General features: G+C 40.3%; 20 protein-coding genes. 3 read left to right on the top strand and 17 right to left on the bottom strand.

From position 1 onward, the window contains the following. Nucleotides 1-146: 146 nt before the first annotated feature. From icmH to ACED28_RS16800, 5 genes are read right to left on the bottom strand one after another with little or no spacing between them, the layout of a single operon-like run. Nucleotides 147-938 carry a type IVB secretion system protein IcmH/DotU gene (gene icmH / locus ACED28_RS16820; protein WP_167852958.1) on the bottom strand — a complete coding sequence of 264 codons (792 nt, stop codon included), beginning with the start codon at nucleotides 936-938 and terminating at the stop codon, nucleotides 147-149. Further along, nucleotides 935-2,260: a type VI secretion system baseplate subunit TssK gene (gene tssK, locus ACED28_RS16815; RefSeq protein ID WP_012600848.1), complete on the bottom strand. Its 1,326-nt coding sequence runs from the start codon at nucleotides 2,258-2,260 to the stop codon at nucleotides 935-937. The genes icmH and tssK overlap by 4 nt, the downstream gene beginning before the upstream one ends. A gap of 11 nt (nucleotides 2,261-2,271) precedes the next feature. Continuing rightward, the gene (gene tssJ, locus ACED28_RS16810) at nucleotides 2,272-2,772 is read right to left on the bottom strand and encodes a type VI secretion system lipoprotein TssJ (protein ID WP_029223835.1); all 501 of its coding nucleotides are present in this window, start codon (nucleotides 2,770-2,772) and stop codon (nucleotides 2,272-2,274) included. Then, nucleotides 2,765-4,252 (bottom strand): FHA domain-containing protein, encoded by a 1,488-nt coding sequence (locus tag ACED28_RS16805; RefSeq protein ID WP_371710311.1) that lies wholly within the window; start codon nucleotides 4,250-4,252, stop codon nucleotides 2,765-2,767. Before ACED28_RS16805 ends, tssJ begins: the two co-directional genes overlap by 8 nt. 9 nt (nucleotides 4,253-4,261) lie before the next feature. Continuing rightward, on the bottom strand, nucleotides 4,262-4,864 hold the full coding sequence (locus ACED28_RS16800) for a hypothetical protein (protein ID WP_017097135.1): 603 nt from the start codon (nucleotides 4,862-4,864) through the stop codon (nucleotides 4,262-4,264). A 679-nt stretch (nucleotides 4,865-5,543) separates the two neighbouring features. On the opposite strand from ACED28_RS16800, the gene ACED28_RS16795 reads away from it, so the two are divergent. From ACED28_RS16795 to ACED28_RS16785, 3 genes are all read left to right on the top strand, one after another. Beyond that, the gene (locus ACED28_RS16795; RefSeq protein WP_012600852.1) at nucleotides 5,544-6,857 is read left to right on the top strand and encodes a type VI secretion system ImpA family N-terminal domain-containing protein; all 1,314 of its coding nucleotides are present in this window, start codon (nucleotides 5,544-5,546) and stop codon (nucleotides 6,855-6,857) included. Nucleotides 6,858-6,923: 66 nt separating this feature from the next. Beyond that, a complete protein-coding gene (gene tssM, locus ACED28_RS16790; protein ID WP_371710310.1) occupies nucleotides 6,924-10,316 on the top strand; it encodes a type VI secretion system membrane subunit TssM in 3,393 nt (1,130 codons plus the stop codon). Between the two features lie 66 nt (nucleotides 10,317-10,382). Next, entirely contained in the window at nucleotides 10,383-10,835 is a 453-nt protein-coding gene (locus ACED28_RS16785; protein WP_017097132.1) for an Lrp/AsnC family transcriptional regulator, read from the top strand. A 28-nt stretch (nucleotides 10,836-10,863) separates the two neighbouring features. On the opposite strand, the gene tssG is transcribed toward ACED28_RS16785, so the two are convergent. The 12 genes from tssG to tssI all read right to left on the bottom strand — a co-directional run bounded on the left by tssG (nucleotide 10,864) and on the right by tssI (nucleotide 25,991). Then, nucleotides 10,864-11,856, bottom strand: coding sequence for a type VI secretion system baseplate subunit TssG (gene tssG, locus ACED28_RS16780; protein ID WP_029223834.1), 993 nt, complete (start codon nucleotides 11,854-11,856; stop codon nucleotides 10,864-10,866). Then, nucleotides 11,853-13,601, bottom strand: coding sequence for a type VI secretion system baseplate subunit TssF (gene tssF, locus ACED28_RS16775; protein WP_029223833.1), 1,749 nt, complete (start codon nucleotides 13,599-13,601; stop codon nucleotides 11,853-11,855). The genes tssG and tssF overlap by 4 nt, the downstream gene beginning before the upstream one ends. Nucleotides 13,602-13,611: 10 nt before the next feature. Next, nucleotides 13,612-14,022 carry a type VI secretion system baseplate subunit TssE gene (gene tssE / locus ACED28_RS16770; protein ID WP_029223832.1) on the bottom strand — a complete coding sequence of 137 codons (411 nt, stop codon included), beginning with the start codon at nucleotides 14,020-14,022 and terminating at the stop codon, nucleotides 13,612-13,614. Between the two features lie 60 nt (nucleotides 14,023-14,082). After that, a complete protein-coding gene (gene tssC, locus ACED28_RS16765) occupies nucleotides 14,083-15,558 on the bottom strand; it encodes a type VI secretion system contractile sheath large subunit (protein WP_371710309.1) in 1,476 nt (491 codons plus the stop codon). Nucleotides 15,559-15,566: 8 nt separating this feature from the next. Continuing rightward, entirely contained in the window at nucleotides 15,567-16,073 is a 507-nt protein-coding gene (gene tssB / locus ACED28_RS16760) for a type VI secretion system contractile sheath small subunit (RefSeq protein ID WP_012600859.1), read from the bottom strand. 18 nt (nucleotides 16,074-16,091) lie between these two features. Continuing rightward, entirely contained in the window at nucleotides 16,092-17,669 is a 1,578-nt protein-coding gene (gene tssA, locus ACED28_RS16755; RefSeq protein WP_371710308.1) for a type VI secretion system protein TssA, read from the bottom strand. Between the two features lies 1 nt (nucleotide 17,670). Then, nucleotides 17,671-19,662 (bottom strand): serine/threonine protein kinase, encoded by a 1,992-nt coding sequence (locus tag ACED28_RS16750; RefSeq protein ID WP_371710307.1) that lies wholly within the window; start codon nucleotides 19,660-19,662, stop codon nucleotides 17,671-17,673. Between the two features lie 501 nt (nucleotides 19,663-20,163). Further along, on the bottom strand, nucleotides 20,164-21,117 hold the full coding sequence (locus ACED28_RS16745; protein ID WP_017097127.1) for a hypothetical protein: 954 nt from the start codon (nucleotides 21,115-21,117) through the stop codon (nucleotides 20,164-20,166). After that, complete coding sequence (locus tag ACED28_RS16740) at nucleotides 21,110-22,102, bottom strand: DUF2169 domain-containing protein (RefSeq protein ID WP_371710306.1); 993 nt, start codon at nucleotides 22,100-22,102, stop codon at nucleotides 21,110-21,112. The genes ACED28_RS16745 and ACED28_RS16740 overlap by 8 nt, the downstream gene beginning before the upstream one ends. Then, nucleotides 22,083-23,402 carry a hypothetical protein gene (locus tag ACED28_RS16735; protein ID WP_135384237.1) on the bottom strand — a complete coding sequence of 440 codons (1,320 nt, stop codon included), beginning with the start codon at nucleotides 23,400-23,402 and terminating at the stop codon, nucleotides 22,083-22,085. The genes ACED28_RS16740 and ACED28_RS16735 overlap by 20 nt, the downstream gene beginning before the upstream one ends. A 25-nt stretch (nucleotides 23,403-23,427) precedes the next feature. Beyond that, the gene (locus ACED28_RS16730) at nucleotides 23,428-23,913 is read right to left on the bottom strand and encodes a hypothetical protein (RefSeq protein ID WP_012600865.1); all 486 of its coding nucleotides are present in this window, start codon (nucleotides 23,911-23,913) and stop codon (nucleotides 23,428-23,430) included. Continuing rightward, nucleotides 23,913-25,991, bottom strand: a complete 2,079-nt coding sequence (gene tssI / locus ACED28_RS16725; RefSeq protein ID WP_017097124.1) for a type VI secretion system tip protein VgrG — start codon at nucleotides 25,989-25,991, stop codon at nucleotides 23,913-23,915. The genes ACED28_RS16730 and tssI overlap by 1 nt, the downstream gene beginning before the upstream one ends. Between the last annotated feature and the right edge of the window lie 66 nt (nucleotides 25,992-26,057).

Below are 26,057 nucleotides of genomic sequence, written 5' to 3'. Positions count from 1 at the left end.
TAAATCCAATTAAATTCCAATGAATGCATGATAAAAGAGAGCGCTGGGTACAATCTCTCTAAGTACGTAGTTAAAATGAAAGTAGAGCCTGTTAGTTTGAGCCTAATTTTAAAAATGGACTGCAGATCTCATGATCAAATCGAACGCTATTGATATACATCTAGAAGCTGCTGAAATTTCAGGTCAATAACCAAGTAGGTCGCGACATACATAACGCCAAAAATGGCAGTACTAACACCAAGAATTAACTTAGGTGAAATAACCCGTTTTAGCGGTTTTTTTAAGTACTTCGCCTTTAAATTAACTAACGTTACTTTTTCCTGTTCAGCTAAACGCTCGTCTCTAACTAAACGATAAATAGTATTTCCTATCTCTGAAAGCTTTTCGTTACCACGGTCTTCTCGGCCATATTTTCCTTTGAACCCAAGTTGAAGCAATAGATAAAGGAATTCGATGACGTGTCTATATTTTCGTGGGTCAGCTTTCAAACGCTCTAAAATAGTGAAGAATTTGTCGCCACCAGATGTTTCGTTATGGAACTCAGACAATAAGCTATTGGTACTCCAGTGGCTATTAGCGCCCCACTCTTGGCGACATACAGATTCGTCGATTGCAGCACATAAGCAATAGCGTATAACCAGAATAGATGCCCTATCCAACTCCATTTCGTTTAGCTTTCGCTCACCTTTGCGAATCTCTCGAGCAACTTGTTCTCTGAAAGGGCCAGGGTCGTCCAACCAAGGAATTGAAGACATACATGAAAGACTGGCGATCAACCAGGTAAACTGATCAACCAATGGGTTAACCCCCATGCTTTCTACATTTAGGTCTCTTACCGCAATATTCCTAGATAAATCAGGTGCAGGCATCACCTCCATTGGTTTGCCTGGTTCTGGTTGGAATAGTACTACGGTGACATCGTTTTCGACGTAACTCATAAACGTACAGCCCAAAGTTGTAGTGATAAATTCGCGAAGTCACCAGCAATATGGACAGCGATGGCCGCTGCATTATTCAAGGTACTCCATTCATCGCTCGTTTTATCCAATTCAAAATAGGTATAACCAGCATGGTAAGGTAACGCTCGAGGCACAACTGGCATTGGTTTCATTTCTATGCCTGGCAGTTGTAAGTTGATCAAATCGCGAATGTTGTCAATCGAACCAATCTTAGTTTGACTTACAAACTGTGTATGTAAAATATCGAGTGGTACGTCTGCTTTAACCGCAAGAATAAACGTTGTAGATTCGACAATCTTACTGTCTGGGATTGCTGCCGTTCGAATTCCGTAGCTTTGCTCTCTTAGTGTTAAAGGTATTGCCCGTTGCTCTGACATCACGCTTAGCGTCATTTTTGCACTATCAAGCGTGCGAGATAAACAATCAGTCAATTGGCGGTGGTTGTATTTTGTAAACTCTTGCGGTCTACGAGAGGCTGAACACAACGTAGACAGTTCACCTTCAGCTTGTAACAGGGTTCGATAAAACGACTCTGGATGAACACCTTCGACACTAGCAAAATGCCAGAATAACGGCTCATAACGATTTAAGGCTTGTAACAACATAAAATCAGCAACAGATGATACCCCCTGTTGGTCAACCACACCTAAACGCTGAACAATCGATTCTGCTCTGTGTTTTAGCATTGAAGCGAATTCTGTCGCGAATTTACTCAACACTGTAGAAGCATGTATATCGATGCATGTCGGGATATAGTTCTCATCCAGGATAATGCTTCCATCTGGCTTGACTTCCGAAATCTTTAAAATAGGAATGGATGTATATGCACTCTTATCCTCGTGATCGTACATCAAGAAGAAGTTAAGCTTACCCACCACAATACTTGCCATGTCTTCTGATTCATAACAGGCATCCACGGCCTCTTGGCTTTCCATTTTATAGCGGGCACCATCACTACTTTCACCAAAAAGTTCAGAGCGCTCGGATGGCAATGGGCAGCACAGGTACACCACTTTATCAGCTATAGATGGGTCAACATCTCTTACTTCGGGAAGTTCGGCAAGAAGCGGCAAATCAAATGGTGTGCGATCTTGTAATATGCCTTCTGCTCGCGTGATCCCGATTTTGCCTAACGCCAATAGTTCGGTGTTTATCTCGATTTTTTTCACTCCCCAATGTAAAGGAGAGCTGTTAGAGCTAAGCATGTTAGATAATTTGCTTTGAGACCTATCTAGCTGTTGGAAGTGCTGAGGCTTCATGAACATACCATCTTGCCAAACCACTGGGTTATATAAAGACATTCGTCAATTCCTTAAAAATACGTCTGTTCAATACCGCGGGTATTGTTCGAAGATAATTCGCTACCCTCTACTTTTAACCTTAAGAAGTACTCACTTTTCTCTTCGATCACTTCGACCTTACGCCAAGATGAACCATTAATATTTCTAAATGCGACAGAAAAACCTAGTGCTCTAGTTTTTGGGTCTAGCTCCAACAGCTCATGCAGCTTATCACCGGGCTGAAGCTGATATTCGTACCGTTTGATGTACTCGTCCCCCAAGGAGGCCTTATCATTTTCAAATAGAGCAAAGAAGTCCAAACTACGGAACATAACGGGAGACGTTAATTCGTGAATTCTCAAGATGACTGGCGATGATTGTCCTTGTTCGCGTATATTGAGGTGTTCTGACGCTTCAATAACTAGTTCAATCGAAGAGGTTTCCGGCGTTATTCCAGAAGATTCTTTGAACTGTTCCCACATTGAACAACCTGATAAAAGGAACAAGATAATAGGAGCTATTAGTTTATGCATGATTCGTTTTTGCAACCTTATTGTATCGTTCTTTAATCAACGCTTTGAATGTCGATTCATGGAGTTGACGAGTATTCTGGTCATAATGTTCCCCGTACTTTTGCCATAACTTCGATTTACTTAGAAAACGGATTTCTTGGCTTAATACATCTTCGAATTTTTTGGGGTCGTTCGCTTTTAACTGATCGAACACAAGGTCGTTGAGTGTTTTTAAATACAAAGCGTCATGTTCATCAAGCTCATCCAAAATCTGTTCAATGAGCTCATTTGGAGCTAACAGATTTTGATTGTTTAGCGTTAACATTAACGTGGTTAGGCTAAGCTCATTCTTAGTAAACGAGTTTTCGTCTGTAAGTTCTTCAACACCCTGTAAGTTTTTGTACAGATTATCGATACACAATCGTAAACACGCGCCCATTTGCTTAAAAAATAGAGCGTCATGATTTGAATCAGTTTCTATATCTGCACCGAGGCCTTCGAAGAATGCATGTGTTACGTTCTCAGATGATGATTCACTCAGGGCGACATTATTCTGAGATCTACTTTCGCTTTCCGCACACAGTTCTTGAGTCTCAACATGTGGGACAAACTCTTGTGTCACCTCTTCCCATTTGTGGCTTTGTATATTCGCAGAACTTCGGGCACTAACAACAGATTGCACCGGAATTGACGTATGCTTAGAAACAGAAGAACGTTCAATAACGTCTTCAGGTTTGCCGTTTAAATCTTTATCATGAATAGGTTGTACGTAACCCGGTATTTCTTCCTCGTTATCAAGATTATGTGCATGAAGAGTCGTCGGGGCCTCTTCTTCTAATCCCATCCAATCTTCAGGAATCAAATTAGGTAGGTCAAACTCCGAGTGAATACTCAAACTGTCATCAACAACTTGCCTTTGAGGTTCGATCGACGTGCTCGCAAGGTTTTTATCATTACTTTCATCCCTAACAAGATAATCGTCGTCTCTTTGCATCGAAAACTTTAAGTGCTCAACGGGGTCATGACTGTCTACGTCGTCAGGTTTTGTTTCCATAAAAAGGTCTTCAAGTGCGCCAGGTTCAACGTCCTCTTCAACAACTGACTTTTCCAAATTCATTAGTGGATCGGTTGAATCTCTTTCTGGGGCGATTTCAGAGGCAATATCGTATGATGTTGTGACCAATTCTAACGATATACTAACTTCATACTGGCCAAGGGATATCTTATCACCATCACACAATGAGACTGGTTGATTCTTTAGGATCTTATTACCATTCACCAACGTGCCATTTGTACTGACATCACTAATGTAATAGGTATCTCCATATATACTCAATAAACAATGCGTACCAGATATAAATCGGTTGTGATCCGTTAATGTTACGGTACAGCCTGCTTCTCGTCCTAAAGAGCCTCCTTCTTCAGGCACCTCTATATTCTTAGCACCAACGTACTCTTCTGGGCACTTCGAGATCACCAAAATCAGTTGATTTATTCTCATGAATTACCTTTAAAACAGAAGAGAAACACTAAACTCAACGCCACCCAAACCCTCGTTATAAAAAGGTAAGATGTATGAAGCTTGAGGAACTATTTGCAAGTGCGCGTCAGGGTTACTACCCAATTTAATTACGCTACCTAGAGTGACAACGGCTCCGGCTTCAAATTGGTCGATGTCCTCAAGTTGTGCTCCATATCTAAAGCCTTGGTCATCGACTTTCCAGCGGTTAGAGTATTGTGAATAACCCAAAGATAAACCAGCGCCAATATAAGGCGTAAATATTGACCAACTTCCTAATGCGAATTGGGGGACAATGCGAAATTCGTAGTTAGTCACCTCGTTGTAAACACCATTACTTGGGGCTTCGATGTCTTCGGATAAATAATTTAACCCTAACCACCAGCGCCACCTGTTGTTACTTTCATCAATGGGACGAGTATGGACTAAGCCATATCGCAATGTATCGACTTGTCCAGTCGTTCCTTCTTTGTATTCGATACTATCAATGCTCAGCATATTAACTGAAGCACCATATCTTTCGCCCTTTGCGATCACGATAGATGAAAAAAGGCACATTGTGGATATTAGACCGATTTGACTTAGCTTTCGCATGCTTCCCTCTGAGTTCGTCCATATATTAATTAGATGCGCAAGATAGCAAGTATTATTTCTTTTACAAGACAGAGAACACGTTGCAAGCTAATTTCGACATTATAACTAGTAAAAGAAACGATATATCTATTAGAAAATGCATTAAGAAATCAACCAATAAAATGGCACTTTAAAATTAGAACTGTCAATAATAGAAAAGTTAAGCGTTAAGAAAAAGTAACTTTATGGGTAATTGGGTAATTGGGTAATTTTCGATCGCAAATTTAGAAGCAAACATACATAAATTTATCTAAATAGCGTAGAGTCGGCACTTCGATTTCGAGTTAGGCATCCGCTAACAATCAAGATAATGATTAAACGCATCAACCCTGCTCAATTAGCAACCATAAACATCATTAACAATACGCGTACGACATCACAAAAATAACCACAAAAAGACAACCTGGATCATTGAAATGACAAAACATGAGCAATTTTGAAGGTGTAACACCATTTTAATTATGCGACACACGTCACATTAAGGCTATATTCATAAGATTTCAAACCTTTTCACATTCAAATTATTAATTTTAACTATAGAATCATTAAAAATTATAATCACATTATCAATCATGCGGGCTAGTTTTATTGGTTTCGCTGTTTTTAGATTTCATTGTATATACAGTTGGATATTAAGATCATGCTCTCGTCAGATTTTACAAGACGCCCCATTGATGAAAAAAAACCCTACGGAACCAATCCTAACGGGTTAGATGAATTCACAGAGATAAAGCGCCAAATTAATAACATAAACAAGGTCACAGGCAGAGTTTCTTGGAAAAAAATTCAGACTTTGTCGAAAGAAATACTGTCCAAAAACAGTAAAGATTTCCGTTGTAGCTGTTATTTTACTGTTGCAGCTACGCACAACGAAGGCTTAAAAGGTTTAGTTGAAGGGCTTAACTCTATCTTAGATTTGTGTGTCATTTATTGGTTCACCGCATATCCAGAGGTGACAAAATCAAATGCAAGGATCGGAGCGATTGATTGGATGGTCGAACACACAGATAAACGAATTAAGTCCATAAAAACAAGTTCCGACGACATTCTATTGATCGAAACATGCCACCGCTTATGTTTGAGAATAGAAGAAGAGCTCAGACTACATTACGGTATAAAAGCACCTTCACTAGGGGGAATTCGTCGAACCTTAAAGCACTGGGTTGATGAGCATAAAGAGAACGAAGCAAAACTCTTTGAAGCAGAAAACACAAAAAAACTCCGCGTTTCGGAAGAACATAAAAAGGCAATACCAGTAGTTCAGCCATCAACCATTAAAATCGATGTGTCTAACAACAAACCTAAGAATGCAGCTGAAGTCGATGGAAAATCGACCTCGAGTTATTTAGTCATCTATCTTCTCGTTGGGTTTCTAATTTTGGCTTTATCCTCTCATTTCATTTATAAACAATATCAACGAAAAGAGTTGGCTAGACAAATCGTTACGTCTGATATCCCACAACTGAATGAAATAGTACATTCACTAAAGTATGAATATGCTTCGATTTCTGATGATGTAAGACCTAGTGTCGTCAATCAATTAGATGAATTAATGAAAGATTGGGGTACCGATCCAATTAAAGTGTACGAGATCGATACTCTAAATCAATTGACTATTGATTTAACTAAGCTTTACCCAGACTCATCATCCGTCTTACGTTTACGTAACGAATTCACTAATGAGCAACAAAAGTTAAACGCAGATTACATAAAACTTCATCGACGCTTCTCAAACGCGAGAACTGTGTTTGCAAATGCAATTAGAGGAAGTGAAAGTCAGAAAACAGCCCAAGCTTACGAATACAGCAACTCCCTTTTCCCGTTGATTGGCCGTATTGAATATGCAGAAAAAGAAAAACAACAAAAAGAGCTGCAGAAATCTCTTCAAATACTCAACGTCTATTTACACAAAATTAAAAACTTGGAGTCTGAGCTTAAAGCTATTAAACCGTAACATTAAGAAAACGTCTTACGGCCAGATCATACAACAAACTTAAAACAACGAAATAGAAATAGGCTTATGTTAAAACACAAACTAATGAGAAACCCTGTTGTTATATCAACGGTGGTTTTTCTCTTTCTTGCAGCTACAATCGCTGCTACTTATATCCTTTGGCTAGATATAACAGACAAGTTTTATCTTTGGGTTGCTTTAGGCGCTGTCACACTTATCTATTCGTTGTTTCAGGTGACACTGTGGCTTAAGAAAAAAAACAACACTAAAGCCTTAAAACTTGAAACAGAGGAAGAAGCTCTAGCTATGGTAATGCGCCCTCTTCTTTGTCGTTCAAACAAAAAGCCAGTATATTTGATGATTGGCAATAAACATGCGGGTCGAACTCAGTTCCTACTTAACTCTAGTGCGATCAAACCGATGGATCAAACTCGTACCGCAAAGAATGATTTTTTCGAATGGTATGAGTCTGACTCGGCTGTATATATCAAACCGGCTCAACGACTGTTATTTCAAGAAGTATCAAGTAATGACAGCGCTTTATGGAATGCGTTTGTAGATGAAGTCATTACACATAAACCAAGAAAGCCATTTTCTGGTTGTCTATTCTTTATTGATTTTGAATTTCTAATTATCTCTGAATCGGAACAAATAGATTACACATTAACAGCTCTTAACCATCGATTAGAATCAGTAAGTGACAAAACATCATCAGCAATCCCTCTTTATCTAATGATGTCTAAGCTCGATAAACTAGAAGGTTTTAAGGAGTACATTCACTTTAGCTCCCTAAAAACATCGGTCGAGTTTCTATCAATCCCATTGAAGGAAGCTAAAGGAGTATTCGTTGAATACTATCACGACAGTTTTCGAAATTTAGTCAAAGTGATGGAGAGTAATGCACTGGATTCATCTTCCCACTCTCACGACGTAAATGAAAAGCAAGCTATATTAGCTTTCCCTAAACAGTTTGAGTTATGTCAAACTGAGATCGCATCAGTAATAGAGCGACTTTCAGAACTGAATACTGGGTCCTATTCACTTGATATCCGCGAAGTGTTTTTTATATCGAATATCCAAGGTGGTAGAAAATACAACCTATTGGCAAAGAGCTGTAGTAACTACTTCAATTTGCCGATCATTGCTTCAGAACATACACAGTTGACTGAAACGCCCTATTTCACTCGCTTCTTGATGGACTCTCAAATCCTCCCAGAATCGGACTTTGCAGGCGAAAACAAAACTTATCTTAGAATGATCCAGCGACAAAGTCGCTTTGCTGTTGCTGTTTCTATCATTTTGCTTGCGAGTGGCGCTTACCTCTTTTCAACGACTTTGAATAGCAATTTAAGAGTGATTAGCCAACTCATTGGGATTGACGACTCACAATCTCTAATTCAAAGAGATAAATCTTTTGATAACTCACTTGAAAATGCAATCCAAATCATACAACCATCTTATCAAGCATGGCTTAGTGGATCTCATGCATTAGATAGTGAACTTTTAAACCTAAACGTTAGCCGTCTCGATGAAAGCACAAAAATCGCTTACAACGCCCTGATCACGCAAATTAGAACGCACCTAATGCCAGCAATTGAACAGGGATATCGTTTACAGCTAACACATAACCAAGACAATGTTAACAATGCGCTGCCTTTGCTCAAAGGCTACTTAATGTTAAATGACCCAAGCAAGCGAGAGACAAAATTTCTACGTCAACAAACAATGTCAACACTAGAAAAGCTAAGCACTCAACCTGAAACGATTGCTAGCGTAATGAAGTATTTAGACGCCTATCTCCGCACGAATTTTGAGCCGGTATCAATAAACATGAATATTGTTCGCGCGACAAGACGATCGTTGCTTTCTCATTCAAACGTAGATTTGGTTTATGCTAGCTTATTACAACAAGCTGGTGATATCGATTTAGGCACTTTGAACCTACAACGAGCGGTTGGTTTTGACTTCAACAATGTTTTCAACGATAACTTAGATCCTGCACGGTTAGAGATCGATAAAGTTTATACGTCAACAGGTTTCAGTACTTTTTATCGCCCTCGCGTCGATTTAATGTCTCAACAGGTTATCACTGATAATTGGGTTCTTGGCCTATCAAACCACATGATTCCTACTGACAAAGAGCAAGAAAGCTTCAAGAGACTAGTAAGGAAGAAATATACCGATGATTACATTAGTTATTGGCGAAATGCTTTGAGCGAGTTAAAAGTAAAACGTTACAACAATGTAGGGGAATTGACTAACGCTATTGATCTAATTTCCGGGCCATCTTCCCCAATGACAACCATTTTAAAACAAGTTTATACAAACACACAATTTTCACCTATAGGCCAACAAAGCATTTTGATGGCCAAGGTTAACCCAAAACTTGCCGGAGCGGTAAAAGCGGCTCCGGATCTCGTTGAAGAAATGGTACAACCCGATTACTTATTAATGAAAAGGGTTGAACAGGCATTTCATATCCTGAATCAGCTGCAGATCAATGAAACTCCAAACTCTCCCACTCCATGGGATGAGACGATAACCGCGCTGAGTCGAGTTCGAACTTATATGAAGGATATTGCTGACGCACCAGATCCTCAAATGGCCGCGCTGTCAGCAGCGCAACATAGAATGGGGAGTACTGAGGCAGATCCTATTATTCGTTTAAAACAGATCGCTCAAAAATCTCCTGAGCCAGTAAGAAGTTGGCTTTTAGACGTAGTTAACCAGAGCTGGTCCGTGATGATTTCTGAATCATCAAAAGGAATACAAACTCTTTGGTATAGTGAAATATATAGCAAGTTCAAAGAGTTAGGATTAGGGAAATATCCTTTCGATTTAAGTGCAACTGAAGAAATTTCAATCGATGACTTTGAACTTTTATTTGCACCAGGAGGGTTACTAGATGCATTCATCGTCAAAAACTTCGCACCTTTTTACGACACAAACCTATGGACACCAAAACAAGTAGAAGGTGAAACGATGCCGCTCTCACCTGAGTTACTCGTTCAGCTTAGAAATTATAATGTAATTAGAGATACGCTAATCAATAAAAGCACAAACCGACTGTATCTTCCTTTTAGCGCAAAAGTACTTGACCTGGACTCTAGTGCAATCAGAGCAAGCTTGAAGATAGCAGACTCAAATATCAATTATTACCATGGCCCTAGCAGAATTCGAGAACTCGAATGGCCTCCTCAAAATGGAGACTTCAATATAAGCATCACAATACAAGACGTAACAGACGAGGGGAAACAACACGTACTGAGTAAAAATGGTCAATGGGCTATCTATAGACTATTTGGAGATTCTACGTTGACAAATACCCACAACGGCAGCTTCGTGAGTGATATAAAAGTATCAGGCAGAGACCTAAGCTTACGAATTACCCCTTTAACTCAGAGAAATCCGTTTACGTTGGCGGAGCTATATAACTTCACTCTACCTGAAGCTATATAATACAAATACAAATACAAATACAAATACAAATACAAATACAATAATTATTCGGCAAAGGCAGAACACATGATGTCAAACATTAGTTTACAAGGCTTAGACAAACTAGATCGCAAAATTCTTTCGAATCTACTCTCAAATGGACGCGAATCGATTGCTAATTTATCTCGAAATATAGGCTTATCACGCACAGCTGTCGCTGAGCGTATCAACAGACTTGAAAAAACAGGTATTATCAAGGGATATACGGCGCAAGTCAGAGTAGAAAACGACGGAAGAAAGGCAGCGAGTTACCTCCTAATTTCTTGCGAGAAAGGTAAAAAAAATGATGTCAGTGATGCACTAAAAGAATTACCTGAAGTTAGGCTGACCAGTATCGTTGGCGGTACATATGACATTATATCTTTGATTGAAGCCCCCGACTTACAATCAATACACCATTTATGCAACGAGATAGAGTCTTTTCATGGTATCCGCTCTCTTAATACCACCGTTGTCTTACACCAACCAATTAGTCGTTAAAACAAAGCCGCTCTTATGAGCGGCTTTTTCATACGCCTCCAATAACCCTAATTTTGGCATCTTTTTCACTCGCTTGACCTAACCATAACGTCTGGCCAAGGCTAGCTCCTTGGCCAAGCTGATTCTTGGGGATCGAACATATATCAACAGTAAGCCTTAGATCCCAAGACATTGGGTCGCGAAGAATGAAGCGCATCAAACCAACTAGGGTGGTATGAAGCTCTCCACCATAGGAAAACTTACGGTACGTATCAAAGTCAACATTGTCGATACAGAGGTTAAATTTCCCGTTTAGGTCTGGGATACTCTTACCTAAATGTAGGTTTGAACCCAAAGTACAATTAGTTCTATTCAATTGATTTCTTTGACATTCTGCAATATTCACTCTCCGGAATACCCACTCTTCAATTCGTACACTTGGTAATGAAAAGTAATGCGCCACAATACCGGAAATTAGTTTAGGCGATCGTGTTCTAGTAGACAGTTGATTAACGTAAGACAAAATCTTTGCACGATCGAGTCCTATCGCTTCTGACTCTTGAATAACATTAGACAAGCCAGCTAGGTGTAACATTCGTCCAGAGAACTTGTCCGCTGCACCACTTTGATACTGAACATGATAACGATACTTTTTCCAAACACGATAAATTAAGCTGGTATATCGATTATGGAAGAAATCAAAAAAATCTTTGACCGGATTATCATCAATATCTCTACCAACTAACTTTTCGGTGTAATTAGCTGGTAAAGGAGAACTAGAGCCGTGCAAGCCCAAAAAATTAGTTTCGATTCTAGAATATTGCTTACCCGATCTTTCCATGTGACAGATAAATTCCATGTCACTTTTAGGGAAACATAGATTTGGTGAAACGCTGAACGCAACCCTCTCTTGACGAAAGTACTTATTTTCACCAACAGCTACAAATTCACCGTCCGGCAAAAGTTGATAATGCTTCTCCAATAACAGAACAGCTTGAAAGAAGCTAAATTCATTGGTCTTCTCTGCTAATACATCAATCATAAGATCGTTTGTTGCCCAGTTAAGCTCGCCCAATGATAGCTTTCTCCACGTTGTTCATCGTAAACTTCTAACTCTGTAAATGAGTTAACGCTTGAATATAGTCGTATGAACTCGTTCAGTACATTCGCCATCAAAAACATGTCGCCTTCATTTACAAAAAAGCTAGAGTTCATCATTAACTTTAGTTGATTACCTCGTACTGATACCCCTCTAAACACTCTATCGATAGGTTTCATTTCTGATGAGATAATACCATCAAGCCTATGTAATGAAGCTCTGTGTGCCTGCCTATCTACTCTAGAGTGAAAGTCGTATGTCGAGAGTAAAACTTTAAGTACGTCGATATTAGATAGCGATAAATAATTGAGAGACATATTTGCAATTAGTTGCCATTGGAGCTCTCCGTTGACTTGAGGACTAACAGATTGTGTAGGTTTAGTAATGTTGCTAAAAGTAGCGTAAGTTGGTGATTTATGTGTTGTATATATGACATCACCAACAGACAATCTTTCAGAAAGATCCGAATTGCTACACTGTAACTTCATCAGCACTGTTTCAGAACCTAGATCTGCGATATCACCATTGTGGGTATGGAAAGAGATAAAACGTTCAAGCCCTCTCCCACTCACTCGCTCAGATACTTTAGACTTGTAAAAATCACGCTTATCTCTCTGGTTGATTTGATGCTCAAAAGACTCAAATTCGATAAGAGGTTTTCGGCGCCTTTCATTTTTACTCCAGCTTTCTACTTGGTCTATTGAGTAAACTTCGTAATGATCTTGATTACTACTTTGTGGCCTTACTTTGTATTCATTGCGACGGTGCTCGAGCCTGATCGGGTCCCCATCTTTTTCGAACAGGTTGACGGCTGGAGTGCAATGTAGCCTTAAGTGCTTATCTTTCAGGACGACTTCAGCTGGTAATGCTCTCTTAAAATGAAACTTCAGATTTACAGTACTCTTTTGTGGGACCCCTTTTAACCACTCAAGGCCGGTGACATCAAAGAACATAAATTTCTCAGGTAATGAAAAGTATTCTTGTAACAATCGATAACCGGCAAATGAGTTTTCGCTATAAGGCAATATTGCCTCATCGTCTTGGTAACCAACCGGCTTGACAAACTCAGGTCCTAGTTTACGTTTATAGGCACCGCCAACATCCAGCTCAACATAATCTAAGTATCTAAATATCCACAAAAATAGAATTCTAGTTATATGAATCTCACCATGTAAATGAAACCTCAGTTTATCTAATCCAATACGTGATAGTTCTAAGCCATGTTCAGTAGCCAGTGTTACATCAACCGAAGAGCTTGTTCTGCTGTTACTTTGTTCGATACTTGTTATTTGAAGCGGGAAGAGCTCTACGTCATAACAGGTTCTAAATAAGCACTGCGTTCCTTCAACTTGTTCGCTAGCCATCTCAGCCCCGCGCCTCACTACCGTTTTTTCCGTAACACTTCCTAAATGTGGCGTTAACTCACTAATGCACAACGACGGAATAGAACGCATATAATGTGGCCACAATAGCGTCATCAATGATTGGGTCAACTCTGGAAGTTCGTCGTCAATTTTTTCTCTGATGCGGCCAGTAAGGAACGCAAAACCTTCAAGAAGACGCTCGACATCAGGATCGAATGTCCCTTCGGACAGAAAGTTGGTCAGTTTGGGATTGTATTTGGCAAACTCACTGCCGGATTCTCGTAGATATGTGAGTTCATCTTGAAAGTATTTACTGTTACTCAAGGGACACCTACTAAACGTTAAATTGGCCGTCAGTTCCCATATAGACGTCAATGGACATCGGAACTTTCCCACCGTTATGTAAGACTTCTCCGCAAATGCCAAAGCCTAATTGAAGAGGGTTATCGTGATTTTCTCTATAATGAACTTCTACATTTCGTAGCCGAGGTTCGAAGCTTTCAATAGTGGAAGTGATGTTCTTTTGAATATGGCGAACTAAGTTAGTATTGCTCGAAAGAACATCGTTGAAATCAGGTAAGCCATATTCCCCATCGATCATTGCATTTCCCGAATGAGTATTAAGTAGATCGGCAAGGTGTAGATGAATGGATTCAATCAAATGTTTATGTGAGACTACTTTCTCATAACAGTTTTTAGGTTCACCTAGTTCAATTCGTTCTAGTAATCGGTAACCTTTTTCCATATATAACTCTAATAAAAAAGCAGCCAAGAAATCTGGCCGCTTATTAATTTCTAAAACCTATTATTGGTCTAGTTTACCAACCAAAGATAAGTCAAAGCTTGCACCCATGTACTTGAAATGCGGGCGAACAGACATTGATACTTTGTACCAACCTGGGTCACCCTCAACATCAGACACTTCAACTTTAGCCGCTCGCAATGGTCGACGACCACGAACTTCTGCTGGCGGGTTTTCTTGATCAGATACGTATTGACGGATCCATTTATTTAGCTCGACTTCAAGGTCTGTACGCTCTTTCCAAGACCCTATTTGCTCACGCTGAAGTACCTTGATGTAATGGGCTAAGCGGTTGATAATGAACATGTAAGGTAACTGAGTACCCAACTTGTAATTCATCTCAGCTTGCTTACCTTCAGGCGTATTCGCAAACACTTTTGGCTTCTGTACTGAGTTTGCCGAGAAGAACGCTGCATTGTCAGAACCTTTGCGCATTGTTAACGCCATAAAGCCTTCTTCTGCAAGTTCGTACTCACGACGGTCAGAAACCAATATTTCAGTTGGGATCTTAGTTTCGATCTGGCCCATCGCTTCAAAGTTGTATACCGGAAGATCGTTAACCGCACCGCCGCTTTGAGGTCCAATAATATTTGGACACCAACGGTATTTTGCAAACGACTCACTGATCTTTGAAGCCATCGCGTAAGCTGAGTTACCCCAAAGGTAGTTATCGTGGCTATCCGTAACCATTTCATCGTAATCAAACGCCTTAATTGGGTTATCTTCAACTGAATATGGAGTACGAAGCATAAAGCGTGATGTACACAGGCCTACATAACGTGCGTCTTCGTGTTCGCGGAATCCACGCCACTTAGTATATTGAGGACCTTCAAATACCGATTTCAAATCTTTTAAATTTGGTAATTCTTCATAAGAATCCAAACCAAAGAATTGAGAAGAAGCCGAAGTAATAAATGGTGCATGAGACATAGCTCCTACATTACCCATATATTCCATCAACTTAATATCAGGTGAAGAAGCAGACAATTGGTAGTCACAAATAACAGCGCCTACAGGCTTACCGCCAAATTGACCATACTCACGAGTATAGATCTGCTTGTATAAACCGGATTTAACTACTTCAGGGGCATCTTCAAAATCGTCCAAAACTTCGTCTTTCTTAGCCGAAATAAGTTCGATTTGAATGTTCTCACGGAAGTCCGTGTGATCAACAAGATATTTGAGCCCGCGCCATGTTGATTCAATAGCTTGAATTTCTTCATTGTGTAGAATTGCATCAACCTGCTTAGATAATTTCTGGTCAATCTCAGAGATCATCAAATCAACCAGCGATTGGTCTACTTTTTCTACTGTTGAGCTTCTTAACAACTCACCAATAAATGCTTCAACGCCACGCTTTGCAACGTCAAAACCTTCGTCGCTAGGCTTGAGGCGAGTCTCATTTAGAATGCTATCCAGAAGTGAGCCTGATTCAACTAGAGCTGCTTCTTGTTCTGGTGCTTGTACTTCTGCCGACATGGTATTCCCTACTCTGCTTTTTCGCCTTGGTCTGCACCAATGCTAAGTTCATCCAAAAGTTTCTTTCTTGCTTCTTCATCTTGAAGAACAGCTGCTATCTTCTTACGGAAAGCAGGTACATTTCCTAGAGGGCCTTTTAATGCAACCAAGGCTTCACGAAGCTCTAATAAGCCATTTAATTCTGGAACTTTCTTCGCAATAGACTCAGGAGTAAAGTCCTTCATATTTTTAAATGTAATATCAACGCCAATTTGCGCGCCTTCTTCGTCAGAAAGTCGATTGTCAACGTTTGCTTTGATATTCGGCGCATAGCCTTCTAATACTTCGTTAAAGTTGTCTTTATCGATATTAATAGGATTACGCTCTTCGATCGGTGTTTCATCTGCACGGGCAGTAAAATCACCGACGACCATCATACTTAGAGGCAGTTCAACATCTTCAGACGCATCGCCTGTCGCTGGAACATAACGTATATTAATTCGCTCTTTCGGAGCCACCGAGCCATCACGTGACATAATTAGTCCTTTTCTAATTTATTGCTGGTCATAAATTGTTCCCCATTCGCTATATATCTCTGGTAGAAAATCTTTATTTCGATACAGTTCCCTAAGAGTTTTTTGAATTAAATGCTCTAAGGTGAAAAACAAATGAGGTTCCCAAATTGATAGATTTAATTCTTTGCTGACTTCCCAACTTTTTTCCAAGTAAGGCAAGCACAACGGATATAAACCAACATTTTGGTAGGCTTTTACTAACTTCAAATGCAACATAAACTGCCCACGACCGGAGTCATCCAACTCGAGTTTTTCAGACAGTTCAGCGACATACATACCCAAATCTTCTAGGGCAATATCCTCCATCTCTGATAAATCATCTTCAGAAACAACAATACTTTGAACAATTGAAGAGTTATCCGAAGACGAACCATTACCTGTAGATAACCAAGCAATGGTTGCTTCATCTGCAAATGGAATAGAATTTTTAAAAGATAGGCTTTCAATTCCATTAAAAGAATCGATAAACCTCCTTGTTTCTTGTTTAACGGCCGTTGCAGCTTCGTCATACCCAAGATTACTCAACATTGAATAAACAAAATAATGTCCAGTCAGCCAAAAGGGCGCATCGGTCAGAGTTCGTTCGAGACGCTTAATTGTGTCAATATCACTTTCTTGATGTGCTTTGTCTCGATACTCAACTTGCTGATCTAATGAAACCGCTAAACTCAGCTGAGTAACGTTTTCTTGGTGGTCTGGTAGACCGTCAACGTCGAACCACGTGAGATGACGATAAATCCGATATCCTAATGGTTCTGTCGGATTAGAATGCATCATCATTTCTGCAACTTTTTTTAACGTACGCTTTGATACTGTCGGAGACGAAAAATCCGTTTCAACGTCAACGAAGTTAAGTTCACTGGGCGAGATCCGTGCTTTATTTGACAAAGCTTGAGTCAAAGAAGAATCTAAAGGTGGTTGAACGTCGACATCTTTCACTTTCTCGGACTTTTCATTCGCTTCGGTCAACAGACCTGTAACGACCGCCCTGTCTTGTCCTAATACCTCTTCGCTTGAAGCTGCGTTCTGCATCAACTGATTTAGCTGAGTTTTTATTTCAAAAAAGTCCGCATCAGAATCTTGAAATATTTGGTCAAATTGGCGCTGAATACTTTCGACTAATGTCACACAACGTGAAAGTGCTTCCCAACTCAAAGATTGGGTAGACAATTTAGTCGAAACAAGTTTAATTTGATGGTTCAACCATTCAACGGCACCATCTCTACCTCGCTTACGTTTTGGATATAACTCGCCCCCAAAATGGCTTATTGATTCGTTAAGCAAAGATAAACCTTCGTCTAGCCCAGCGACTCCGTTCTCTTCAACCAAAGCTCGAATCAAATAGCAAAGCGCTTTAAGATCCTTACTATGTTGACTTAGTACCTCAATTGAATGGACCTTTACTATATGCCAGTCAACAGTCTCACCAAACAATGAACCAAATTTTTTAACTTCAGTTTCCATCATTTCGTAGCAAAACTCATACCTAGCGTCCTCACCCGTTGGAGAGGCTCCTGGTATTGGTGCTAATAACGTTTCTGTATCGATCAAACTCAAGTTAACCTCGGCTTTCAGAGTTGTAACTTCTAATTGCTCGCTCGATGGCTATTGCACCTCTTGCGGGTTTAGATAACTGATGGCTCTTGTCAATTGAGTCACTTGCCATACTATTTAAAATTTCGGTTATCTCTTCAAACTTCTTAGGAGCATTTATCTCTAGATCGACTAATGAATCATGGAGTTTTTGTGTGCCAAAAACAGATTGCTCAGTCACCGTACTGAACAAGATGAATTCACTTCGAGCCACTTTCAGTGCTCTTACTTTTGCCTTTAATTTAGGCGTATTGCCAAAAAATGATTGCGCGGCTTCTGCCTCATCAATAGCTTTAGAGTAATAATGTTGCTCCGCATTATTCTCTATTGAGAGATCTATTCCGTTCAGCACTTTCTGGGGTAAAACATGGCTATAAAAATAAGCTTTTGATTGATTTATTTTCCAAGCGGTTTCAATATCGCTATCAGCAACTTCTGACTTACCATCTAGTATCAAATCGACCAAACGCTGTTCGTTATTTCCATCAAAACTTGCGATATTTTGTGAGTCGATGGTCGCCTTATTAATACTTGCCATCGCGTCCGTCAGCGCTTTGTCTGCATAAGGAAATAGCGCCCCATCGCTGTTTAGTTTCTCTCGTAACGAAACAAGCTTTTTCCGGATAGACTTCAAAGTTTTAGGAAGTTGGTCAACTGTTCCTGCATATTGACTTAAATCCGATTCATAGTTTTTGTACAATTGAGCTAATTTACTCTGCTGTACTTCATAAGCTTCTCTGTAAGGAGCTGTCGAGACGACATCTTTTTCCATGTCTTCCAACGCAAATTCAATATCCCACGGTGACTGAGCCAGGAAAGACGCAGTCTGGGCAGGTTTAATCGTACTTACTAGATTACTTGTACCGTTGCTCGATTTAACTATCGATTTCCATTCAGGTTGGGTCTGGTTATACAAATAAGTCCCTGTAATAATTGCAACACACAAAACCAAACTCGCTTCTAAATAGCGAAGTCGCCCAGTGTGAATTCTATCGATAGCACTATGTTTTGTTAAAACGAGATCGGCGTTACGTAAGCTACTAAACAAGGGGGCACTAACTTCAGTCTCAAACTTTTGAGTATCTATCTTAGCTAATTGTTGTGCGAACGAAGTAGCCGTGTATCTATGCTGTCTTGGGTTGCCAATAACTTCTTTAATTAACTTCCATACATGATTAGGAATTTGAGCTGGTCGTTTCTTTGCTTTAAGTTGCGTTGCCCAAGCATCGCCAAATACTGCACCAAGAAATAAATGGCCGGTCAATAACGCTAGAGAATAAACGTCATCTTGTGGTTGAGCCATTCCAGATTTTAGAAACGCGGGAGATGCGTAGCTCATGCTTGCTTCTGCATAAGTGTTTGACTCTCCAACATACCGAGCCGCACCAAAGTCAATCAATTTAACGTAATCCGACTCTGTAACGATGATATTTGACGGCTTAATATCTAAGTGGCAAACACCTCTGGTGTGCATAAACTCTAGCGCACCAGACAATTGGTAGATCAACCATGCAATATGATCATGCCGAAACCCTTTGGGAGAATGGCGTGCCATTTTCTCGGCTAATGATTCTCCCTGAATCCAATGATACATAAAGTATGGTCGTTCGAACTCTTTCCCTATTTTGATGAAATCAGCGACACTTGGGTGTTGAGACATTTCAAGTCGACTGGCCTCACCTATGAGTAATTCATGTGCTACGTCAGATGAATTCTCGTTTAGAACTTTGCAACAGACCTGTTTTTCAGGACTTCCTTTTTTCGCTAAATGATAGACAGTCGTTTTGCCATTTTTTGAAGGTAATGTATCTAAAACGTCAAATTGAGAAAAAATCACATACTCTAACTTAGGCTTATTTTTATTAGCCAAGTCCTGAGCTTGCTGATTTTTCTTTTCGATCGCTTTCACAACCAACTTATCTAGATAACCTTTGGCTGTCCCTTGCTTTTCTGGCACGCTAAACTCTTTATCAAACGAAATAAATTAATGTAGGATAATAATTACTGTCTAATACCCTTTTCAATAGCAGTATTAAAAAACCTCGGTAAGACTATTACTTTAGTTATTATTACTAAACAACCACGCATAATAACAAACTCATTGACTACCAATTGTTCATTGTTTTCCGATTAAAAAATAAAAACTCTTCTATCGTAGTTAGGCTTGGAACAAACATTGCCACATAAATCACACTTTATAATTACAAATAAGAGGTTATTGTAAGTAATAAATTTCAGACGAACAGTTCAATCATTACCGTGAAGATATGAGCAGCTGTGGCAAAGCATTTAAACTCAAGGATTACTTGCCTTAATATTTAACCGAATTTAATAATAGAAATGTAGATTGATGACATTATCGACCGGATAAGCACTTAAGAGGCGATGAACATTCAAATTGACTTCATGAGACGTTAATTACCGAAGGGCTCTCAGCCCTCCGGTTATGTTAGCTCTGCTAATTATTTTTCATACGGGTCAGTTGAAGTAGCGCCCTTTCGCCCTGCAAATCAAACATTAACAAGGTAATAGGTCTATTATGAGGCCCTTCTTGAATAGCACTGGCCATTAGAGCCAATGATGAGCAACTGCCGAGTGTGCCCCATAAATCATTGATTAAAAATGGCTGTTGAGGGTTATCAAAATATTCTGCACGGGCACCTAACGCAAAACCATAATCTTCAGTATGAGATCTCAAATTGGTCATATCGGAGAACACAACCCCAAAACTCTTGATACTACGGCTCGCACTTCTTACAAGCTTCATCATTGACCGGCGGGTTGTATTTGCAGGTTCTAAGCCGAAATAACCTAATTGTCCCAGAGGGGTAAGCTTTAACGTTTTAACCAAATTATTCCGGCACAAAATTACGCCCGCCCCTCCTTCACTAGGTATTATCCCCCAGGGGTTAGACGAACTCATAACGTGCCCAGTTTCAATCAATGCGTCTATATTTGCCACAGGCGAATCAACCGATATACTCATTAAAGCATCATATTGATTCAATTTGGCCAACGAGGTACTTAAGTGTAACGTCCCACCTTGCTGAACCACTTCATAGTGAGATATTGAGTCACTGTGCTTACATTCACTTAACCATTCACTAACCTCTACTATGGAAAGAGCTTCCGGAATGTTGATGAGTAATGGAATCGGCTTTAGGGCCTTAGGTAGCTGCTTTAAAAGAGCCCCGACTAAGCTCTCAATAAGCTCTGAGCATTTGTCAAACAACGATGTGTTGGAAGTGTATTCAATATTACCGTAGGTAAATCTTTCAATCCCATCCTCAGCTACTTTCTGATCAAACCTTCCCAAATCCGCCTTAGCGACTGCTGTGGCAATTTCAAGGTTCATGCCCGTTGGTGTCATGGCTTCCATTCCAATAATAAAACGAGCTGAATTGTTATTCATTATCGGACAGCTCCTGCTTTTTATGAATCCTAGTTGACACTAACATATGCTCCTCTCCTTGGCATGGGAACGCGGCGCTATAGCTAATTGAAAGTGTACGAGCCTCTGTGTCAATAAAAACCGTCGTAATAGTCATATCGACTTGGTAAGTAGTATTTTTAAACTGAGCTTCTGCAATATACATATCTTTAGGAAAGCGAAAAGAAAGCGCATCATTATGACAAAACCCACTCATCATCAATCGTTCACCGCCCGATATGAACCCTCTACACTGTTGATCTTGTGGTGCGCTCTGATAAAAACGTAGGTCAAAATCTAATGGATAAAGAGGTTTTCGATTCTCTAGCCAATCGGCATCAAAAGTCCCGGCATACCGCTGCCTAGCTCCAAAAAATGGCGCTAGCGGGCCAAAGCCTGCTACCCGTGTATTCTTTGACGTCGCACTCCAATCTTCAGTTGGATAAAAAACAGAAGGTACCTTCTGATTTAATAGTTCCGCTTTACTATCAGCAATACCTCCGCCAAGCCGGTTTCTTAAATCGCCTCCAATAGCACAGGAGAAATCTATCTCTTTTTCGACAAACGGGAGTGATTTACTCAAGGTTACGCTACCACCATGCTCTATCCATTGCCTATCTCCAAGTACCGATAGAGTTTTATCAATATGGCCATCAATCAAAAGCCGACACTCGTGGTATGTAACGGCCTTTTTTGCGTAACTTCGCGCCTTGCCGAAAACCAGTACATCTGTATTGGCCTTCACTACAGAGAATTCATGATCAACTTTCATCGCAGAAAGTCCCGCTTCACCCAAATAAATAGGATCGTCATAGATCTCTGACTCTTCCAGCTCCTTCCAAACAGAATCTACGAATTGCCACGAGCGCTTTCCAACAACAACCCAAACCTCTTTACCGTTCTGATCTCGTTGAAAACGGCCTTTTATTGAAAGTTCTGGATGGTTCTCAATATCCCACAACTGCATTATTATTCCTTAAGTTAAACCTTTCTGAGGCTGTTGAATTCTGAGTTAGTCGCGTGATATTCCACTTTTGTTGATGAGCAGGCATAGCCATATCCCAAGGAATGTATGAACGAGTATGGAGGCAAACCTGACGCCAAATCCAAATCCTAAAAGCTGCATTAACTTGAGTATCGAACATGGCTTGTATACTAGTTTCTAGAGTCAAAGCTTGTCCCATTCGACCTGGAGATACTTGTTTGTAGGCATCAGTCTTGGCCCACTCTTGTAACCTTTCGAGTATTTCATGCCATTCAAAATCAATGCCCAAGTTTTTTGGTGTCACAGGTAAGCGTTTTCCATAAACAATATAAAGCGCTTGGATCCAATCCTCAGCTTCGAACTCTTCAAGGCTCGATATCAATTCAATTATTATAGGAACGTGTTCATTGAGGCCATGTAATACAAAATCAAATGGAGCCTGTGCACTACTCGGATCAAAGTGTTCAAACTCTTTGAGGTCTAAAAGTTTGGCATAAGTGATAACTTCAGGATCAGACATGCTATCGATTGAGGTACCGAACTCCTGACGAAACCAAGTTCCCCTATCCTCTTTCGTAAGCAAGCGTTCAAACAGGTTCTGACTTCCATTTGAATTTTCAGCTAACCAGACAACGCTTTCTGCGTCGTTTTGTAACGATAAAAACAAATGTGCTTTATGTTTAGAAAAGCGCTCATCTTTAAGCCAGCGCTTTAACAGGCCAACTGTGATAGTTTGGCGTAACTGTAAGCACTCTAAATAAAGCAGAGGCAGTTTAGAACCACCTTCAACCATTTCGATGACTACAGAGTCGATACTTGGTAATGACGACTGAACAACCAAGAATTTTGCGGTTTGGTCATCTAACTCATCTAGTGTAGATAAGCCACAAAGTAGATTTTCATGATCCTGTCCAATATCGGAATTCAACATAAGCCAAGCATAAACTGTCGGTTCACTTTGCTTTAATTGATGGATGAGTCCCGGAGCCAAACGATAGAAAGACAAATAAACATTTTTTAGGTCTTTAACCTGACGATCAGCCAACGCTAAATACTCCAGCTCGATGCTTGGGTATCCCCTCTTATGGACTTGTAATCGTTGCTTTAATAAGAAATTGAGTGTCTCCGAAGCCAGCGACAACTTTTCATTACAAATTTCCAGCCACTTGATAGGAAGCTCGTCCAATAAAGCGAGCGTACTTTCCGCATTGGCAATCGCCAGCTCCACATCTTCATTAGTAATCGGCTGGTTTAGCTGATCTATACCTATTTTTTGACGCATCCGTGAATCCAATCTAGTAACACGATCAATTGATCGCGATGGTGCCGCCTTGAATTTTTTGTGCCTTCTCAGCTTGAGAAGTCACATATTTGGCTTTGGTGGTAATTCGACCATCACGGCCGCTGTAGCGAGTTTCGGTTTCGCCACTTCTCACAATTAACTCTTGTTCCGTTTCAATAACCATTTTCTTTGCTCTCAGCACAAACTCATCCGACTCCTCAAGAATGGAGAAAAAGATATCTGTGACTAAAGGAAGGTTAACGTCGTTATTTAGGAACTCAATGCGACATGAAAGTTTGTTATCTATAGCAAATTGTAACTCAACTAATTTAAAGCCTCGCCCCAACCTTGCATTAATTGGCTGCTGTAACGAGTTGCCTTCAAAGTCGACTCGTACTCCATTCATAGACTCATTGATCGATAAGATTCTTCCAAAACGTGAAAAGCAAGCCGATAATTCGGCTTGCTGTTCGGTGATGGTTTGTATTATTGGGATTTGTTTTTCCATCATTAATTGACCGCTACGTTGCCACCTTTGACTACAACTTTGTCACTTCCTTCAATGGTTATTGAAGAACCTGACAGCTTAATAGAACCGTCGCTATTCATCACTAATGACGAACCACCCGTTTTCAGTACAATCTTGTCACCGCTTATGATCTGGGTCGCACCATCGGCTTTATATGACGTGTTCCCTTTCACAGACACAGTCAAGTTGCCACCAACCGTTTGGTTATCATCGGCACCAATATCAGAGCTTTTTGATGCGCCTACCGTTAAATTGCTGTTTTCACCCACATCCAAGTCATCATTCTTACCAATCTTGGTAATTTGATTATCTCCAATTTCTAGATCAGAGTTGTTCTTTACATATTGAGTTTCATTAGCGTTGTAAGTAACCGATACGTCTTGCTCGACAGTTTCAGTAAACGTACTGTTAATTTGGGTAGTCTTATGGCCATCGATTGTCTCTTTATGATCACCATGAACATCGTTCGTCTGATGGCGCGCCACTTTCAAGAATTCATCTTGGCCTATGTCTCGATAGCGGTTATTTAAAACCTTGGTCGACATGTCCTTTTGTGCATGAATGTAGACTTCTTCTTGATTGGCTTCATCTTCAAAGCTCAACTCGTTATAGCCAGTCCCTTTATGCGTTTGAGTTCGGAATGTCGTACGTGTTTTATTCTCTGGTAACGAATAAGGAGGATAATGAAGCCCGTTATAAACAGCACCTGTCACTAAAGGCCTGTCTGGATCGCCTTCTAGGAAAGTAACCACCACCTCATGGCCGATACGAGGTAAGTATACTGCTCCCCAAGTTGGTGCTGCCATTGATTGGCTAACACGAATCCAGCAACTTGAATGCTCATCGCTCTCTCCATAACGGTCCCAATGGAACTGAACTTTGATTCGCCCAAGCTTATCTGTATAGATCTCTTCGCCTGCAGGGCCAACAACAACCGCTGTTTGTGTACCTTCAACTAAAGGAGCTTCAAGTTTTGGAGCCTTAAATTCAACATGTCTAGGAATGCACGCAAACTGGTTGTGATATGTGGTCGGCAAGCCATTAGTTTCGTCTTCATGAACCTGAGGATCGTGGCCACTATGCATTACCGATAACATGAGGTAATCACGATTGATTGCTGAGCGTGGATGTTCGCTGACACTAAAACTGTATCCAGAAGCCAATCTCATGACATTACTGCTTGCTTCTACTTGTTGATTGTCAACAACATGCTCCGACATCCATTCATTTGATCTTACTTGCCCCATTGCTGGGTCCACGTAACGCCCTGGGAAATCGAACAATTTCAGGTCTAAATCAAGTTCACCAGAGCTGCTCATTTCCTGAGGAATTTTCGGAAACTCGTAGTTATAATCAGTGTAAGTAACGTGGCCGGTTTTCACTCTATTCACGAGTTCAAGGTCTGAGATATGCTCGCGGTCTGCAACACCACCACCATCAGCATGGTAAACAATTGGCCCCAAATAAGACCCGTTCAGTGGCGTGTTCAATAACTCAGCTATTGCGTCATTACTATCGACAATCACCATCGTGTGGTTAGCTTCTGTATGCTCGAAGTAGTACCACATTCCGTGTTCTGCCAGAATTCGTTGAACAAACTCAAGGTCTGTCTCTCGATATTGGAGCACGTATTCTTTTGAAGGATATACGCCTGACAGCTCTAATCGATAATCAGTTACTGACGCATCATCTAAAACTTCAGAAATGATTGCCGACGCTGATTTCTGTTGAAAAATACGGCAGTCTTGTCTTTGGCTCAAAAACCAAGCTTGTGGAACTAGAGTCAATTGGTAACGAGAGAATCTCCTGCCCGATCCAAGGTAACGCACCTCATTTACCACGCCGTGAAAACATCTCGCAGAACTGACGCCTTGACCGTATAGAGTCAAACTACCTGGTTTACGGATGAGTGCGTCAAATGAGATATCAGGATCAAGTGAAAGTAATGATAGGCTGATTTGAAAAGGCTTGGAAAGCTCTTCGATTACCTGAAAGCTTTCAACACGGAAATCATGCTCAGAGCCTTGCAGTTCAAACTTAAATTCTACGTCATTCACCATATCTTTTACCTGATACTAATAATAGAAATAGGGCCAACAGCAATTGTTGACCCTTTGTTGTTCACG

It is taken from the genome of Vibrio sp. 1F253 (genome assembly GCF_041439295.1).
In the GTDB taxonomy this organism is placed as follows: domain Bacteria; phylum Pseudomonadota; class Gammaproteobacteria; order Enterobacterales; family Vibrionaceae; genus Vibrio; species Vibrio tasmaniensis_A.
This window is presented reverse-complemented; position numbering and strand designations above follow the sequence as displayed.

Excerpts from the sequence above, each read along its gene's own strand:
- tssE (WP_029223832.1), bottom strand. The coding sequence starts at position 14,022 with ATGGAAAAAGGTTACCGATTACTAGAACGAATTGAACTAGGTGAACCT.
- tssI (WP_017097124.1), bottom strand. The coding sequence starts at position 25,991 with ATGGTGAATGACGTAGAATTTAAGTTTGAACTGCAAGGCTCTGAGCAT.
- ACED28_RS16785 (WP_017097132.1), top strand. The coding sequence starts at position 10,383 with ATGATGTCAAACATTAGTTTACAAGGCTTAGACAAACTAGATCGCAAA.
- ACED28_RS16805 (WP_371710311.1), bottom strand. The coding sequence starts at position 4,252 with ATGAGAATAAATCAACTGATTTTGGTGATCTCGAAGTGCCCAGAAGAG.
- ACED28_RS16740 (WP_371710306.1), bottom strand. The coding sequence starts at position 22,102 with ATGCAGTTGTGGGATATTGAGAACCATCCAGAACTTTCAATAAAAGGC.
- ACED28_RS16735 (WP_135384237.1), bottom strand. The coding sequence starts at position 23,402 with ATGCGTCAAAAAATAGGTATAGATCAGCTAAACCAGCCGATTACTAAT.
- ACED28_RS16800 (WP_017097135.1), bottom strand. The coding sequence starts at position 4,864 with ATGCGAAAGCTAAGTCAAATCGGTCTAATATCCACAATGTGCCTTTTT.
- tssC (WP_371710309.1), bottom strand. The coding sequence starts at position 15,558 with ATGTCGGCAGAAGTACAAGCACCAGAACAAGAAGCAGCTCTAGTTGAA.
- ACED28_RS16795 (WP_012600852.1), top strand. The coding sequence starts at position 5,544 with ATGCTCTCGTCAGATTTTACAAGACGCCCCATTGATGAAAAAAAACCC.
- ACED28_RS16745 (WP_017097127.1), bottom strand. The coding sequence starts at position 21,117 with ATGAATAACAATTCAGCTCGTTTTATTATTGGAATGGAAGCCATGACA.
- ACED28_RS16730 (WP_012600865.1), bottom strand. The coding sequence starts at position 23,913 with ATGATGGAAAAACAAATCCCAATAATACAAACCATCACCGAACAGCAA.
- tssB (WP_012600859.1), bottom strand. The coding sequence starts at position 16,073 with ATGTCACGTGATGGCTCGGTGGCTCCGAAAGAGCGAATTAATATACGT.
- tssM (WP_371710310.1), top strand. The coding sequence starts at position 6,924 with ATGTTAAAACACAAACTAATGAGAAACCCTGTTGTTATATCAACGGTG.
- icmH (WP_167852958.1), bottom strand. The coding sequence starts at position 938 with ATGAGTTACGTCGAAAACGATGTCACCGTAGTACTATTCCAACCAGAA.
- tssJ (WP_029223835.1), bottom strand. The coding sequence starts at position 2,772 with ATGCATAAACTAATAGCTCCTATTATCTTGTTCCTTTTATCAGGTTGT.
- tssG (WP_029223834.1), bottom strand. The coding sequence starts at position 11,856 with ATGATTGATGTATTAGCAGAGAAGACCAATGAATTTAGCTTCTTTCAA.
- tssK (WP_012600848.1), bottom strand. The coding sequence starts at position 2,260 with ATGTCTTTATATAACCCAGTGGTTTGGCAAGATGGTATGTTCATGAAG.